This is a genomic window from Cellulomonas sp. SG140 (assembly GCF_025770785.1).
GTDB lineage: Bacteria > Actinomycetota > Actinomycetes > Actinomycetales > Cellulomonadaceae > Cellulomonas.
Genome location: NZ_JANZLA010000006.1, coordinates 155,060 through 169,640 on the forward strand (window position 1 = coordinate 155,060; position 14,581 = coordinate 169,640).

The window sequence follows — 14,581 nt, forward strand, 5'->3', positions numbered from 1 at the left end:
TCTCCTCGCGGCGGTGTGAACCGGTGGGTCAGTCGGACAGGCGGTAGCCGGTGTCGCGCAGGCGGCGCACCAGCTGGGTGCAGTGCTCGGGCCCCTTGGTCTCGACGTGGACCTCGATCGCGACCTCGTCGAACGCGAGGTCGCCGCCCGTGCGCGCGTGCGCGACGTCGATCACGTTGCCGCCCAGGGCCGCGACGTCACGGAGCACGCCCGCGAGCGCGCCGGGGGTGTCGGAGATGCGGATGCGCAGCTGCAGGAAGCGGCCTGCCGAGGCGAGGCCGTGCCGGACCACCCGCATCAGCACCAACGGGTCGATGTTACCGCCGGAGAGCACGGCCACCACGGGCCCACGCCCGGCGAAGTCGCCACCCGCCGCCATCAGGGCCGCCACGGACGCCGCACCGGACGGCTCGACGATCAGCTTGGCGCGCTCCGCCACCAGTAGGAGGGCCCGCGACAGGTCCTCCTCCGAGACGGTGCGGACGGGCACGTGGTGGGTGGACAGCACCTCGAACGGGACCGCGCCCGGCATCCCGATGGCGATGCCGTCGGCCATCGTGCGCAGCTCCGGCGCCTTGACCGGGTGTCCCGCGGCGAGCGACGCCGGGTAGGCGGCGGCGCGAGCGGCCTGGACACCGATGACGTGCACGTCCGGCCGCTCGTCGAGAGCAGCGGCGATGCCGGCGGCCAGGCCGCCGCCGCCGACCGGCACGACGATGGTCCGCACGTCCGGCACCTGCTCGAGGATCTCGAGCCCGATGGTGCCCTGACCGGCGTCGATGTCCGGGTGGTCGAACGGGTGGATCAGCACGGCTCCGGTCGCGTCGGCGTGCGCGTGCGCGTGGGTCAGCGCCTCGTCGACGCTCGCACCGACCAGCTCCACGTGCGCGCCGTACTGCCGGGTCGCGGCGATCTTGGGCAGCGCCGCGTCGACGGGCATGAAGACGACCGCCTTGATCCCCAGCAGCGAGGCGGCGAGTGCGACGCCCTGGGCGTGGTTGCCGGCACTGGCGGCGACGACACCGCGGGCCTTCTCGTCGTCGGACAGGCGCGACATCCGGGTGTACGCGCCGCGGATCTTGAAGGAGCCGGCGCGCTGCAGGTTCTCGCACTTGAGCCAGACGTCGGTGCCTGCGATCGCCGTCAGCGCGCGGCTGTACTGGACCGGGGTGCGGTCGGCGACCCCCTCGAGCAGCCGGGCGGCGGCGCGGACGTCGGCCGGCCCGATCACCGCCCCACGCCCGCAGCGTCGAGCGCCTGCGCCAGGTCCGCCAGCAGGTCGTCCACGTCCTCGATGCCGACCGACAGCCGGACCAGGTCGTCGGGCACCTCCAGCGCGGTACCCGCCACCGACCCGTGCGTCATCCGAGCCGGATGCTCGACCAGCGACTCGACCCCGCCCAGCGACTCGGCGAGCGTGAACAGCTGCGCGGCGCCGCACACCGCGACGGCGCTGTCGGCCGAGCCGGTGCGGAACGACACCATGCCGCCGAACCCGCGCATCTGCCGGGCGGCGACCTCGTGCCCGGGGTGGCTCTCCAACCCGGGGTACAGCACCTGCGTGACACCGGTTCGTCGCTCCAGGAACGCCGCCACCGCGCCGGCGTTGGCCAGGTGCCGGTCCATCCGCACCGCCAGGGTGCGCAGCCCGCGCAGCGTCAGCCACGCGTCGAACGGCCCGGCGACCGCCCCGGACGAGTTCTGGTGGAACGCCACGGCGTCGCGCACGTTCGTCGTCCCCGTCGGACCCTCCAGGCCCACCGGCAGCTGCGCACCGTCGGCCACCACCAGCGCACCGCCCACCACGTCCGAGTGCCCGCCGATGTACTTGGTGGTCGAGTGCACGACGACGTCCGCACCCAGTGCGATCGGCTGCTGCAGGTAGGGCGTCGCGAACGTGTTGTCCACTGCCAGCAGCGCACCGGCCGCTCGTGCGTGCGCCGCGATCGCGGCGATGTCGGCGATGCCGAGCAGCGGGTTGGTCGGCGTCTCGACCCACACCAGCTTGGTGCGGCCGGGCTGGATCGCGTCGAGCACGGCATCGGGGTTCGACAGGTCGACCGGCGTGTGCTCGATCCCCCACGGCCCGAACACGCGCGCGACCAGGCGGTACGTGCCGCCGTAGGCGTCGTTGGGGACGATCACGTGGTCGCCGGGACGCAGCACGGCGCGCAGCAGCGTGTCCTCCGCGGCGAGGCCCGACGAGAACGCGAAGCCGGCGGCGCCACCCTCGACGGCCGCGAGCGCCGCCTCGAGCGCCGCACGCGTCGGGTTGCCGGACCGGGAGTACTCCCAGCCGCCGCGCAGCCCGCCGACGCCGTCCTGCTTGTAGGTGGACACCTGGTAGATGGGCGGGACCACCGCACCGGTGGCGGGGTCGGCCTCCTGACCCGCATGGATGGCGCGGGTGGCGAAGCCCTGGGTCTGCTCGTCGGTCACGGGGCTCAGGCTAGGCCGTCGGACCGACGCAGCCCCAGCACCGTCGGCCCGGCTGCCGGACGCCGTGCGAGCGCGCGGAACACCCGGGTGCGGGGGCCGGTTGAACGGGCTGGAAAGGAGCGAGACATGAGCTGGCTGTTCGGATCCGCGCTGCGCACGACGATGGTGGAGCGTGCCGACGCGCTGCCGGGCCGGGAGTCCCCCGCGTTCGAGGTCCCGACGACCCACACGGTGCTCGGCACCCCGCTCGCCGGCCCCTGGCCGGACGGCACGCGGGTGCTGTACCTCGCGTCGGGCTGCTTCTGGGGCGCCGAGAAGGCCGCCTGGCAGCTGCCGGGCGTGGTGACCACCGCGGTCGGGTACATGGGCGGGTACACCCCCAACCCGACGTACGAGGAGGTGTGCACCGGCCGCACCGGGCACGCCGAGACGGTGCTGGTCGCCTACGACCCGACGAAGCTGAGCGACGTGGACCTGCTGCGGCACTTCTGGGAGGAGCACGACCCCACGCAGGGCTTCCGGCAGGGCAACGACGTCGGCACCCAGTACCGGTCGGCCGTCTACACCACGACGCCCGAGCAGCAGGCGGCGGCGCTGGCGACGCGCACGGAGTTCGCGCCGCGGCTGCGGGCGAACGGGTACGGCGACATCACGACGGAGATCCGGCCGGCCGCCGACGCCGGGCCGTTCTTCTACGCCGAGGGGTACCACCAGCAGTACCTGGACAAGAACCCCGCCGGGTACTGCCCGATCAACTCGACCGGGGTGGCCTGCCCGATCCCGACGGGCGCCTGACCGGACGCCGGTCGTCCTTTGCCGATGCGGGGACGACCGGCCCTGCAGAGCGCTGGCGTACCCGTCAGTGCTCATGCGCCTGGTCCGAGACGGCCCCCGCAAGCAGCACGTCAGCTGCGACCCTCGAACCAGGTTGGCAAGCCTGCGGGGTCGAAGGCGCGTGCTGGGCAACAAGGGTCACCGCACGCGACGTCAGGTGCGCTCCTGTGCTCGAACTCGAAGTGAAAGCACGACCAGTGCATGCACTCGAACGCCTCGTAGTCGGCCCGGTCTCCGACGACGGCTCGGTGGCAGCGTTGACATTCCATGGACGCGGAGTCGTCGCTCACACGCAGATGATGCGCGCGTCGCGGGTCGTTCGTCGCTGGCCTGCTCGTCTGCCTGGGTCCTCCTGGTCCAGCACCAGCTGAGTACGCTCCGGCCGTGGCGTACGAGTTCGACCTCGTGGCAACGGGCGGCACTTCACGATTCGCGGACGACGACTTCGATCGCGCCGCCTTCCTGATCCGTGAGTTCCAGCCCGCCACGCAGGTGGCACTCATCGGCACGCCGCCGTCGCGCATCAGAGTGCGAGCGCTGGGCTCACCCACGGACGTGGCTCCGGGCCTTAAGGCGCAGATCGAGGAGCTGGCGGGAACCCGTCTGCGCTGCGCGCCCGTGGAATGAGCAAACGCGCTCACCGATGGGGGCGTCCGGCGTCTCAGCCCTTCAGCGCGTCGATCGTCGAGGCGATGCGGCGTGCGCGCGTCTCCGGCTTCTTGGCGGACGCGACGGCGAGCACGTGCTGGCGCTGCTGCGAGTAGCTCAGGGCATCGAAGGCCGCCTTGGCAGCAGGGTCGGCCGCGAGGGCTGCCGCGAGGTCGTCCGGCACGTCGACGGTGCGCGGCGCGGCGTCGAGCTCGACGTCGAGCTCGACCTCGTCGCCCGCGCTCAGGCCCGCGGCGGCGCGGTTCTCGGCGCTGACACCCAGCCAGAAGGCGCCGCCCATCCGGGCGATGCTGGTCCGCCAGGTGTGGCCGTTCACCGTCGCGACGACCTTGGGTCGGTTGCCTCCGCCGAGCTCGGTCACCGCCTCGTCGGGGATCCGGATGCCCGTCGTCGTGCCGCCCGTGGCGGTCAGCTCGCTCACCAGGTGCATCGCGCCATCGTCGGTCGGCGTCCCTGACATGTAAACAGCGTCGGGACGTGCACGCACCGCTGGCGGCACGGCGACGACATCGGGCGCATGTCGGTGGCCCGCGGCACCATGACGGCCATGCGCCTGGTGCAGATCGCGGAGACGTCGGCGGCCGTGGCCGCCACCCGGTCCCGGCTGGCCAAGCGCGAAGCACTCGCGGCGACGTTGCGCGCCGCGGCGGACGACGGGCCGGACGATGTCGCGCTGGCCACCCGCTACCTCGCCGGGCAGCTGCGGCAGCGGCGCACCGGCCTGGGCTGGCGGTCGCTTGCCGGCCTGCCCGCTCCGGCAGCCGAGCCGAGCCTGACGCTCGTCGAGGTCGATGCGGTGTTCGAGAGGATGGCGTCGCTCTCCGGTGCCGGCTCCGCGGCAGCCCGGACGGCGGCCGCCGCACGGTTGTTCGGCGCGGCAACGGACACCGAGCAGCGCCTGCTGCGCGGCCTGGTCACCGGTGAGCTGCGACAGGGAGCCCTGGACGCGCTGGTGCTCGATGCCGTCGCGGCGGCAGCCGCCGTGCCCGAGGCGGCCGTGCGCCGAGCGGCGATGCTCGCCGGCGACTCGGCACCCGTCGCGGTGGCCGCCCTGGGTGCGCCGGACGGGCCCGGTGCTCTCGCGGCGCTGGAACGGTTCGGTCTCACAGTGGGCCGCGGGGTGCGGCCGATGCTCGCCCAGTCGGCTCCGGACGTCGCGGCGGCGTTCACGTCGCTGGGCGTCGACGGCGCGACCGACCGGCCGGCCGTGGTCGACGTGAAGCTCGACGGCATCCGCATCCAGGTGCACCGGGATGGGGACGAGGTGCAGGTGTTCACGCGCAGCCTCGACGAGATCACCGACCGGGTGCCGGAGGTGGTCGCGGCCGTCCGCGCCATGCCGGCGCAGTCGCTGGTGCTGGACGGCGAGGCGCTGTCGCTCGACGAGAACGGCCGCCCGCGGCCGTTCCAGGAGACCTCGTCCCGCACCGCGACCCGGGACGCCGACGTGGCGGCCGGCACGGCCCTGACGCCCTTCTTCTTCGACGTGCTGCACCTCGACGGCCACGACCTGCTCGACGCACCGCTGCGTGAACGGCTCGCGGTGCTGGACTCGGTCGCGGCAGGCCACGTGGTGCAGCGCCTGGTCACGTCCGATCCCGCCGAGGCGCAGCGGCAGTTCGCCGCGTGGGTGGCCGACGGGCAGGAGGGCGTGGTGGTCAAGGCCGTCGACGCCCCCTACGAGGCCGGTCGGCGCGGCGCCGCGTGGGTCAAGGTGAAGCCGCGGCACACCCTGGACCTCGTCGTGCTGGCGGTCGAGCGGGGCTCCGGTCGGCGAGCCGGCCTGCTGTCGAACATCCACCTGGGCGCGCGCGACGGCTCGGGCGGGTTCGTCATGCTCGGCAAGACGTTCAAGGGCATGACGGACGCGATGCTCGCCTGGCAGACCGAGCGGTTCCGCGAGCTGGCGACCTCCGACGACGGCTGGGTGGTGCACCTGCGGCCGGAACAGGTGGTGGAGGTGGCGTTCGACGGGCTGCAGCGCTCGTCGCGCTACCCGGGCGGCGTGGCGCTGCGGTTCGCCAGGGTGCTGCGCTACCGGGACGACAAGCCGGCAGATGAGGCGGACACCATCGAGACGGTGCTGGCCCTCGCCGGGCCGGTGCGGCAGGTCACCGAGGACGAATCCTCGTCCTGAGACGACGACGGCGCGGCACCCCGCCAAGCAGGGGCCGCGCCGTCGACGAGCGGGTCAGTGGGTGCCGAGGATGTCCACGACGAACACGAGGGTGTCGCCGCCGCGGATGCCGGCCTGCGGCACGCCGCGGTCGCCGTACCCGAGGTGCGACGGGATCGACAGCAGCACACGGGAGCCGACCTGCTGGCCGACGAGTCCCTCGTCCCAGCCCGCGATGACGGCGCCGACGCCGATCGGGAAGCTGATCGACTCGCCACGGTCGTACGAGTTGTCGAACACCCGGCCGCCCCAGCTCTGACCGAGGTAGTTCACCTCGATGTCCTGACCCGCCTCGACCAGGTCGCCGTCGCCACGGCTGAGCACCTGCACCTCGAGCTCGGCGGGCGCCGCCGAGTCCGGGAAGGTCAGCGTGGGCTTGTCTCCGAACGAGCCCGAGGCCTCGGGCAGCACTGCGGCCATGGGGATGTCTCCTCACCGGTTCGTGGTCCGGCCACGTGCGCGGCCGGTGGCCCCGACCGCGCGGCCGGGTGCCCGGACATCCTGCCCTGCCCGAGCCGCACAACGCTCATCCGACCTCTTGCCAGACTTGGCTAATGGCATTAGCTTTCTGGTCATGACGAACCACACCGAGCTCCTCGACCGGCCTGAGGGCCGGATCGCGTACACCGTCGAGGGTCCGGCCGACGGCCCCCTCGTCGTCCTGGTCCCCGGCATGGGTGACCTTCGCGGCACCTGGCGAGACCTCGTCACCCCGCTCGTCGCCGCGGGCTACCGCACGGCCGTCACCGACCTGCGTGGCCACGGCGACTCGGACACCACGTTCCGCCTGCACGGTGACCTCGCCACCGGCTCGGACGTCATCGCGCTGGTCGAGCACCTCGGTGGTCCCGCGGTGCTGATCGGCAGCTCCATGGGCGCCGCCTCGGTCGCCTGGGTGGCCGCCGAGCGCCCCGACCTCGTCGCCGGCCTGGTCCTCTCCGGCCCGCTCCTGCGCAACCCCCCGACGAGCCCGCTCCTCGAGCACGTGATGCACGCCGCCTACCGCGCGATGTTCGTCCGGCCGTGGGGCGCCGCCCTGTGGGCGAGCTACTACCGGTCCCCGCTGAGCCGAGGCCGCCGTGCACCGTGGTTCGACGAGCACCTCGCCGCGATCCGCACCGCGATGAGCGACCCGGCGCACCTGCGCCAGTTCCGCCGGCTGACCCTCCAGCTCACCCACGCCCCGGTCGAGGCCCGTCTCGGCGACGTCCACGCCCCCGTGCTCGCCTTCATCGGCCGCCGCGACCCCGACCTGCGCGACCCGGCTGCCGAGGCGGTGTGGATCGAGCAGACGCTCGACGCCCGCACGGTCTTCCTGGACGACGCGGCGCACTACCCGCACCACCAGGCCGCGGACGACGTCGCGCCCGCCACCCTGGGCTGGCTCGCCGAGCGGCCGCGCGACGCGTCAGGTCGCCTGGTCGTCCCCACGCGCGGAGCGCACACCGACCCGGCGGACCGCTGACGTGCCGCGCGCCGGCCTCGACCCGGAGGCCGTCGTCCGGCTCGCCCTCGCGGTGGTCGACGACGGCGGCCCGACGGGCTACGCCGACCTGACGCTCGCTGCCGTGGCGGCACGTGCGGGGGTCGCGGTGCCGAGCCTGTACAAGCACGTCGCCGGTCTGCCTGCGCTGCGCCGAGCGGTCGCCCAGCGTTGCATCGAGCAGCTCGCCGACGCCCTCGACGAGGCCGCGAGAGGTCGTCACGGCGCCGACGCGCTGGTCGCGCTGGCGTGGACGATGCGACGGTTCGCCCACGACCACCCCGGCCGCTACGCCGCGACGCAGACCGAGCTGCTGGGTGTGCCCGAGGAGGCGACCCAGCTGCAGGCCGCAGCGGCCCGCAGCGTGGCCGTCGTCGCCCGGGCCGTCGGCGAGCTCGGCGTGCCGGCGGACCGGCACGTGGACGCCGTCCGCGCGGTCCGGTCCGCCGTTCACGGGTTCGTCGTCCTCGAGGCGGCCGGGGGCTTCGGCATGCCCGACGACCTCGAGGTCAGCTTCGACTACCTGGTGACGGGGCTGGTCGGGGCGCTGGCCAGGACGTCGGCGAGCCAGCGCAGCTGACGGTCGAGCTGGTACCCCAGCCCGCCCTCGTGCTGGTTGAACTCGTACACCTCGATGTCCCGGTCGGGCCGGGCGCCGACGGCCAGCGTCCCGTAGTGGTTGTACGCCGCGAAGACGGTGGACGGTGGGCACGTCTGGTCGCGCAGCGCGACGGAGAACAGCGCCGGTGCGGACGCCCGCCGCCCGAGGTGCACGCCGTCGACGTAGGAGAGCGTGCGCAGCACCTGGTCCACCTGGTCGCGGTGCACGGCGAGGTACTGCACCACCTCCCCGTACGGGAAGTTGTCGGTGATGGCCATCGCCCGCGGGAAGTGGCAGAGGAACGGCACGTCGGGCATCGCCGCCACCAGGTCGTCCGCGAGCCCGGACACCGCGAGCGCCAGCCCGCCGCCCTGGCTGCCGCCGGTGACGGCCACCCGGGCCGGGTCGACGCCGGGCAGCGCGCGGACCGCGTCGACCGCACGCACGGCGTCGGTGATCAGCCGCCGGTAGTAGTACGTCGCCGGGTCCAGGACGCCACGGGTCATCACGCCGTTCGCGGCCGGGCCGCTGCCCTCCGGGTCGGGCGTGTGACCACCTGTCCCCCAGGTCGAGCCCTGCCCGCGGGTGTCCATCAGCAGGTGCACGTAGCCGGCGGCCGCCCAGGCCAGGTGCTCGTGCGGGAAGCCGCGGCCGCCGCCGTAGCCGATGTACTCGACGACCGCCGGCAGCGGCTCGGTCACCCCCGCGGGCCGGGTCAGCCACGCGCGGATCGGGTCCCCGCCGAAGCCGGCGAACGTCAGGTCGAACGCCTCGACCAGCCGCAGCCCCGTGTCGACCGGCTCGACGGTGAGCGCCAGGTCGTGCCCCCGCGCCTCGGCCAGCGTCCGCGACCAGAAGTCGTCCAGGTCGGCGGGCTCGTCCAGCTCGGGCAGGTACGCCCGCAGCTCCGGCAGGGACAGGTCGAAGATCGCCACGTTGCTCCTCGTCTCGCACGCGCCGCACCGGCGCGCCGGGGACGAGGCTAGAGCACCGCGCGAGGGTGCCGGCGCCCCGGCTCAGCGGGCCAGGAACCCCAGCAGGTCGTGCCGGGTGAGCACGCCGACCGGCTGCCCGTCCTGCACCACCATCAGCGCGTCGGCGCCCTGCAGCGCCGCCCGCGCGGCGTCCACCGGCTCGCCGGAGCCGATCAGCGGCAGTGCCGGGGACATGTGCCGGTCCACCCGGTCCGCGAGCGCCGCCGAGCCGCCGAACACCGCGTCGAGCAGGCTGCGCTCGCTGACCGACCCGGCCACCTCGCCGATCTTCACCGGCGGCTCGGCGCCGACCACCGGCATCTGCGACACACCGAACTCGCGCATGATCTCGATCGCGTCCCGCACCGTCTCGGTCGGATGGGTGTGCACCAGGTCCGGCATCCCACCCGTCTTGGTCCGCAGCACGTCGGCCACCGTCGCACCCTCCCCCGCCGCGAGGAAGCCGTACGAGCGCATCCACGAGTCGTTGAAGATCTTCGACAGGTAGCCGCGCCCGCCGTCGGGCAGCAGGACGACGACCACCGCTCGCGCCGCCGCCACCGGGTCCTCGTCCTGCAGCCGGCGCGCCAGCCGCAGGGCCGCCTCGACCGCCATCCCGGACGAGCCACCGACCAGCAGCGCCTCCTCGCGCGCGAGCCGCCGCGTCATCGCGAACGAGTCGGCATCGGACACCGGGATGATCTCGTCCGGCACCGACGGGTCGTACGCGCGGGGCCAGAAGTCCTCCCCCACGCCCTCGACCAGGTACGGCCGCCCGTCACCGCCGGAGTACACCGACCCGGCGGGGTCCGCGCCGACAACACGGACCCGTCCCCCGCGCTCCGCCGGCCGGTCCGCCGACACGTCGTGCAGGTAGCGGCCCGTGCCGGTGATGGTGCCACCGGTCCCCACGCCGGCGACGAGGTGGGTGATCGTCCCCTCGGTGCCCTCCCAGATCTCCGGCCCGGTGCTCGCGTAGTGGCTCGCCGGGCCGTTCGGGTTGGAGTACTGGTCCGGCTTCCACGCGCCCTCGATCTCGCGGACCAGGCGGTCCGAGACCGAGTAGTACGACTCCGGGTGGTCCGGCGGCACCGCGGTGGGGGTGACGACGACCTCGGCTCCGTACGCGCGCAGCACGTCGCGCTTGTCCTGGCTCACCTTGTCCGGGCAGACGAACACGCAGCGGTACCCCTTGCGCTGCGCGACCAGCGCGAGCCCGACGCCGGTGTTCCCGCTGGTCGGCTCGACGATGGTGCCGCCGGGGCGCAGCGCGCCGGACTGCTCGGCCGCCTCGATCATCCGCACGGCGATCCGGTCCTTCACCGACCCGCCCGGGTTGAGGTACTCGACCTTCGCCAGGACGGTGGCCGACAGCCCCTCCGTCACGGCGTTCAGCCGGACCAGCGGCGTGTGCCCCACCAGCTCGGAGATGTGCTGCGCGTACGTCACCGGCCCACCTTCTCATCGCTGCCCTGCTCGCCGACGGCCACACCGGCCGGACGGCGGCCCTGGGCGTCGACCCGGTATCTGGTCGGTCAAACCGACCCCATGGCGAGCCCCCGTCACCTACGGTCGTCTGGGGTCGTCGAGCGGTCGGCGTGGTCCGCAGGTCTCCGGCCCCCACCTCACAGGACGAGACGGACGGTCGGACGATGCGGGCGGGACGGCGATGATCGAGGCACACGGCCTGACGAAGCGGTACGGGCACACCACCGCGGTGGACGGGGCCAGCTTCACGGTGCAGCCCGGACGGGTCACGGGCTTCCTCGGCCCCAACGGGGCGGGCAAGTCCACCACGATGCGGATGATCGTCGGCCTCGACCGGCCGACCGCCGGCGACGTGACCGTCAACGGCAAGCGCTACGCCGCGCACCGGTCGCCGCTGACCGAGGTCGGTGCTCTGCTCGAGGCCCGTGCCGTCCACCCGGGACGCACGGCGCGCGCACACCTGCAGGCCATGGCCGCCACCCACGGCATCGGCGACCGTCGTGTGGACGAGGTCATCGAGCTGACCGGCCTGGGTGCGGTCGCCGGCAAGCGGGTCGGCGGCTTCTCCCTCGGCATGAACCAGCGGCTCGGCGTCGCCGTGGCGCTGCTCGGCGACCCGCACACGCTGATCCTCGACGAGCCGGTGAACGGCCTGGACCCCGAGGGCGTCATCTGGGTCCGCACGCTGGTGAAGTACCTGGCGGCGCAGGGCCGGACGGTGTTCCTCTCCTCGCACCTGATGAGCGAGATGGCCGTCACCGCGGACCACATCATCGTCATCGGCCGGGGCCGGATCATCGCGGACGCCCCCGTCGAGCAGGTGGTCGCGGGCGCGACGCACTCGACCGTCCGCGTGCGCAGCCCGCGCGCCACCGAGCTGGCCGACGTGCTGCGGCGGTCGGGCGCCACCGTCGACAGCGCGGAGCCCGGGGTGCTGCAGGTGGTCGGCACCGGACCGGAGGCCGTCGGCGAGGCGGCCGCGGCGCACGGCATCGTGCTCCACGAGCTCACCACGGTCAGCGGCTCGCTCGAGGAGGCCTACCTGGCCCTGACCGCCGAGGAGGTCGAGTACCACTCCGGCGTCGGCGGCCCGGCGACCCCCACCGGCACGCCGCCGACGGTGCCGACCACCGCCCCGAGCCACGCGCCGATCGACGCGCAGGAGGACGTGCGATGAGCACCGTGACGACGACCCCGCAGACGACCCCGGCAGCCGAGCCCACGTCGTCACTGCGGCTGAGCCCGCTGCACGTGCTGCGCTCCGAGTGGCTGAAGTTCTGGACGGTGCGGTCGACCTACTGGACGTTGGCCCTGACCGCCGTCGTGTTCATCGGGCTCGTGACGCTCGTCTCCTTCGGGCTGCGCAGCTCGAACGTGACGGGCGACCAGCTGAGCGGCACGCAGATGGCGCTGCTGCCGCTGAACGCGGGGGCCCAGCTCGCGCTGATCCCGCTGGCGGTCCTCGGCGTGCTCACCGTCACGTCCGAGTACAGCACCGGCATGATCCGCGCCAGCCTGACCGCCGTCCCCACGCGTCTGCCGGTGCTGTGGGCCAAGGCCGTCGTCGTGGCCGTGGTGACGCTCGTGCTCACCCTCGTCACGGTGCTGACCAGCGCGGCGCTGGCCTCGGCGATCCTGCACTCGAAGGGAGGCAGCCTGGACGCCGGCGACCCGCAGGTGCAGCGCATCGTGCTGGGCACAGCGCTGTACCTGGCGACGACGACGCTGTTCGCCTTCGCCCTCGGCGCCCTGCTGCGGCACTCGGCGGCGGCGCTCGGCGTGGTGCTGACGCTGCTGCTGGTGATCGAGAACGCGATCAACGTGCTCGCCCAGGTCGTGTGGAAGTGGCTGCAGCACGTGACGCCGTTCCTGCCCGCCTCGGCCGGCAGCCGGCTGACCATGACGGAGCAGCAGATCACGGCGACCAACGACGCGAACCTCTACCACGTGCACCTGACCGCCTGGCAGGGCTACGGCGTGCTCGTCGTGTGGGTGGTGGTCATCCTCGCGTTCGCGGCGGTCCGGCTGCGCTCGCGCGACGCCTGACCGGCACCACCGAGCGGCTCTCGGTCAGAGCTCGCCCATCGCCTCTTCCGGGCTCAGCTCGGCGGCCCGCGCCCGGTTGTTCCAGCGCGACCACAGCACCCGCTCGCCCACCGCGCGCGCCATCACGTGGCTCGTCAGCGCGAACACGACCAGACCCACGCCGAGCACGACGACGGCCACCCAGAACGGGGCCTTGAGCCCGGAGTGCTCGGCGACCAGGCCGGAGATCACCGGCGCCGGCGCGGCGAAACCCCACCGCACCAGGTTGAACGCCCCGGTGGTGGAGCGACGGTCCGGCAGGCCGGTGGCCAGCGCCAGGTCGGTGAGGTTGGCGTTGCAGATGCCCATGCAGACGCCGGCCAGCACCAGCACCACGATCGACACCGCGGTGGTGGTCGACAGCGCGAGGCCGACGAGGCAGCCGGCCAGCACCAGCACGGCCAGCCCGACGGTCGCCACCGCGCCGATGCGGTGCGCCAGGCGGTGGCCGACCACCAGGATGCCGAACGCGAGGCCGATGCCCCAGGCGGTGAACACGAGGCCGAGCGGCACCACGGACAGCCGCAGGGCGACGGGCGTGTAGCCGAGCACGACGAAGAATGCGAAGTTGTAGGTCGCCGTCAGCACGCACAGGGCGATGAACGCGGGCTTGCGGTAGGAGGCCACCACGTCTGCGAACCGCAGCCGGGACGGCCGCTCGTCGGGGTCTCGCAGCCGGGACACCGACATGACGGCAGCCGCGACCATCAGCACGCCGCACGCCAGGAACGGCACGCGCCAGCTGATCCTGCCGAGCAGCCCGCCGATCAGCGGTCCGACGGCGAACCCGAGGCCGACGCACGTCTCGAAGAGCTCGACCACCCACTCGCTCTGCCGGGCGAGCGCCACGAGCAGGCTCATCGCCGTCGCGAAGAACATGGCGTTGCCCAGGCCCCACAGGCCACGGAGGGCCGCGAGCTGCCCGATGCCACCGACCGCCGACGCCGCCAGCGCGGCGACCGCCACGACCGAGACCCCGGCGGTGAGCACCTTCTTGTACCCGAACCGCCCGGTGGACATCACCGCCGGCACCATGCCGAGGGCCATCACGGCGATGTAGGCCGTGAACAGCAGCTCGATCTGCCACGTGGAAGCGCCCAGCGAGCTGCCGATGACGGGCAGGATGGGATCGACCACGGCGATGCCCGCGATCGCGAAGAAGGCGGTCAGCGCGGTGGCGTAGATGGCGGTGCGGTGCGGTTCGTCGCGAGTGGCGGCGCTCATGCGGCTCCTTGTGGGGGACGGTGGTGCGCACCTCGTCGTGCGGCCGGTGCATCGATTGCTGTATGCACCAGTGATTTACTTGTACCATACACCTGGTTCAGGGGGATGTGTCATGACGGCAACGGCCCAGACGGCCCAGAGGTCCGACGACCGGATCGGGCGCATCGAGACCGAGGTGGCGCTGCTGCTGCGTCTCTCGGACCGGAACCGTCGCCGCTCCCGCCTGATGGACGGGACCCTCGAGCGGTCCGCCTACCTCGCCCTGCGGCTGCTGGAGTCGAACGGACCCTCCACCATCACCCGCATCGCGGAGGAGCTGCGGCTCGACGGGTCGACGGTGACCCGGCAGGTCGTCGCGATGGAGGAGGCCGGCCACGTCCGCCGCGGCAAGGACCCGCGCGACGGACGGCACCAGGTGATCTCCGCGACGTCGGAGGGTCTCGACGCGCTCGCACGCACCCGGGCGGCGCGCAACGCCGTCTACCACGAGGTGCTGTCGACCTGGTCCGAGGAGGACCTCGGCACGCTGGCGCACATGCTGCGACGGCTCAACGCAGACCTCGACGCGCACCTGGACTCCTGAGCCCCGAACCGCACCCGCGCGGCCG

15 protein-coding genes are annotated in these 14,581 nt (G+C 73.4%); 8 read left to right on the forward strand and 7 right to left on the reverse strand.

Translation table 11 applies throughout. The features are described 5' to 3' along the window. Positions 1–28 precede the first annotated feature (28 nt). The gene (ilvA, locus tag N0B34_RS12585; RefSeq protein WP_263731743.1) at positions 29–1,231 is read right to left on the reverse strand and encodes a threonine ammonia-lyase; all 1,203 of its coding nucleotides are present in this window, start codon (positions 1,229–1,231) and stop codon (positions 29–31) included. Then, complete coding sequence (locus N0B34_RS12590) at positions 1,228–2,448, reverse strand: cystathionine gamma-synthase (RefSeq protein ID WP_412175753.1); 1,221 nt, start codon at positions 2,446–2,448, stop codon at positions 1,228–1,230. Before N0B34_RS12590 ends, ilvA begins: the two co-directional genes overlap by 4 nt. A 117-nt stretch (positions 2,449–2,565) precedes the next feature. Between N0B34_RS12590 and msrA the strand changes: the two genes are divergently transcribed. Both msrA and N0B34_RS12600 read left to right on the forward strand, forming a co-directional pair. Then, positions 2,566–3,234 (forward strand): peptide-methionine (S)-S-oxide reductase MsrA, encoded by a 669-nt coding sequence (gene msrA / locus N0B34_RS12595; RefSeq protein ID WP_263731745.1) that lies wholly within the window; start codon positions 2,566–2,568, stop codon positions 3,232–3,234. Positions 3,235–3,657: 423 nt separating this feature from the next. Beyond that, positions 3,658–3,900 (forward strand): hypothetical protein, encoded by a 243-nt coding sequence (locus N0B34_RS12600; protein WP_263731746.1) that lies wholly within the window; start codon positions 3,658–3,660, stop codon positions 3,898–3,900. Between the two features lie 34 nt (positions 3,901–3,934). Here the strand turns inward: N0B34_RS12600 and N0B34_RS12605 are convergent, their stop codons facing one another. Next, on the reverse strand, positions 3,935–4,372 hold the full coding sequence (locus N0B34_RS12605; protein WP_263731747.1) for a YdeI/OmpD-associated family protein: 438 nt from the start codon (positions 4,370–4,372) through the stop codon (positions 3,935–3,937). A gap of 117 nt (positions 4,373–4,489) precedes the next feature. On the opposite strand from N0B34_RS12605, the gene N0B34_RS12610 reads away from it, so the two are divergent. Continuing rightward, complete coding sequence (locus tag N0B34_RS12610; protein ID WP_263731748.1) at positions 4,490–6,079, forward strand: ATP-dependent DNA ligase; 1,590 nt, start codon at positions 4,490–4,492, stop codon at positions 6,077–6,079. Between the two features lie 54 nt (positions 6,080–6,133). On the opposite strand, the gene N0B34_RS12615 is transcribed toward N0B34_RS12610, so the two are convergent. Beyond that, entirely contained in the window at positions 6,134–6,538 is a 405-nt protein-coding gene (locus N0B34_RS12615; RefSeq protein WP_263731749.1) for an FKBP-type peptidyl-prolyl cis-trans isomerase, read from the reverse strand. A 154-nt stretch (positions 6,539–6,692) separates the two neighbouring features. Between N0B34_RS12615 and N0B34_RS12620 the strand changes: the two genes are divergently transcribed. Continuing rightward, complete coding sequence (locus N0B34_RS12620; protein WP_263731750.1) at positions 6,693–7,583, forward strand: alpha/beta fold hydrolase; 891 nt, start codon at positions 6,693–6,695, stop codon at positions 7,581–7,583. A gap of 1 nt (position 7,584) precedes the next feature. Beyond that, the gene (locus N0B34_RS12625; RefSeq protein WP_263731751.1) at positions 7,585–8,181 is read left to right on the forward strand and encodes a TetR/AcrR family transcriptional regulator; all 597 of its coding nucleotides are present in this window, start codon (positions 7,585–7,587) and stop codon (positions 8,179–8,181) included. Here N0B34_RS12625 and N0B34_RS12630 read toward each other — a convergent pair. Beyond that, positions 8,121–9,137: an acetylxylan esterase gene (locus tag N0B34_RS12630; protein WP_263731752.1), complete on the reverse strand. Its 1,017-nt coding sequence runs from the start codon at positions 9,135–9,137 to the stop codon at positions 8,121–8,123. The two genes, N0B34_RS12625 and N0B34_RS12630, sit on opposite strands and share 61 nt — an antisense overlap. Positions 9,138–9,218: 81 nt before the next feature. Beyond that, on the reverse strand, positions 9,219–10,625 hold the full coding sequence (locus N0B34_RS12635; RefSeq protein WP_263731753.1) for a cystathionine beta-synthase: 1,407 nt from the start codon (positions 10,623–10,625) through the stop codon (positions 9,219–9,221). Positions 10,626–10,845: 220 nt separating this feature from the next. Between N0B34_RS12635 and N0B34_RS12640 the strand changes: the two genes are divergently transcribed. Next, positions 10,846–11,841, forward strand: a complete 996-nt coding sequence (locus N0B34_RS12640) for an ATP-binding cassette domain-containing protein (protein WP_263731754.1) — start codon at positions 10,846–10,848, stop codon at positions 11,839–11,841. After that, complete coding sequence (locus N0B34_RS12645) at positions 11,838–12,710, forward strand: ABC transporter permease subunit (RefSeq protein WP_263731755.1); 873 nt, start codon at positions 11,838–11,840, stop codon at positions 12,708–12,710. The genes N0B34_RS12640 and N0B34_RS12645 overlap by 4 nt, the downstream gene beginning before the upstream one ends. A 24-nt stretch (positions 12,711–12,734) precedes the next feature. Here the strand turns inward: N0B34_RS12645 and N0B34_RS12650 are convergent, their stop codons facing one another. Beyond that, complete coding sequence (locus tag N0B34_RS12650; RefSeq protein ID WP_263731756.1) at positions 12,735–13,973, reverse strand: MFS transporter; 1,239 nt, start codon at positions 13,971–13,973, stop codon at positions 12,735–12,737. Between the two features lie 112 nt (positions 13,974–14,085). On the opposite strand from N0B34_RS12650, the gene N0B34_RS12655 reads away from it, so the two are divergent. Further along, a complete protein-coding gene (locus N0B34_RS12655) occupies positions 14,086–14,556 on the forward strand; it encodes a MarR family winged helix-turn-helix transcriptional regulator (protein WP_263731757.1) in 471 nt (156 codons plus the stop codon). Positions 14,557–14,581: the final 25 nt, after the last annotated feature.

What these genes read in the sequence shown, in the direction of transcription:
- msrA (WP_263731745.1), top strand. Translation starts at nt 2,566, where the DNA reads ATGAGCTGGCTGTTCGGATCCGCGCTGCGCACGACGATGGTGGAGCGT.
- N0B34_RS12605 (WP_263731747.1), bottom strand. Translation starts at nt 4,372, where the DNA reads ATGCACCTGGTGAGCGAGCTGACCGCCACGGGCGGCACGACGACGGGC.
- N0B34_RS12610 (WP_263731748.1), top strand. Translation starts at nt 4,490, where the DNA reads ATGCGCCTGGTGCAGATCGCGGAGACGTCGGCGGCCGTGGCCGCCACC.
- N0B34_RS12615 (WP_263731749.1), bottom strand. Translation starts at nt 6,538, where the DNA reads ATGGCCGCAGTGCTGCCCGAGGCCTCGGGCTCGTTCGGAGACAAGCCC.
- N0B34_RS12620 (WP_263731750.1), top strand. Translation starts at nt 6,693, where the DNA reads ATGACGAACCACACCGAGCTCCTCGACCGGCCTGAGGGCCGGATCGCG.
- N0B34_RS12640 (WP_263731754.1), top strand. Translation starts at nt 10,846, where the DNA reads ATGATCGAGGCACACGGCCTGACGAAGCGGTACGGGCACACCACCGCG.
- N0B34_RS12645 (WP_263731755.1), top strand. Translation starts at nt 11,838, where the DNA reads ATGAGCACCGTGACGACGACCCCGCAGACGACCCCGGCAGCCGAGCCC.
- N0B34_RS12650 (WP_263731756.1), bottom strand. Translation starts at nt 13,973, where the DNA reads ATGAGCGCCGCCACTCGCGACGAACCGCACCGCACCGCCATCTACGCC.
- N0B34_RS12655 (WP_263731757.1), top strand. Translation starts at nt 14,086, where the DNA reads ATGACGGCAACGGCCCAGACGGCCCAGAGGTCCGACGACCGGATCGGG.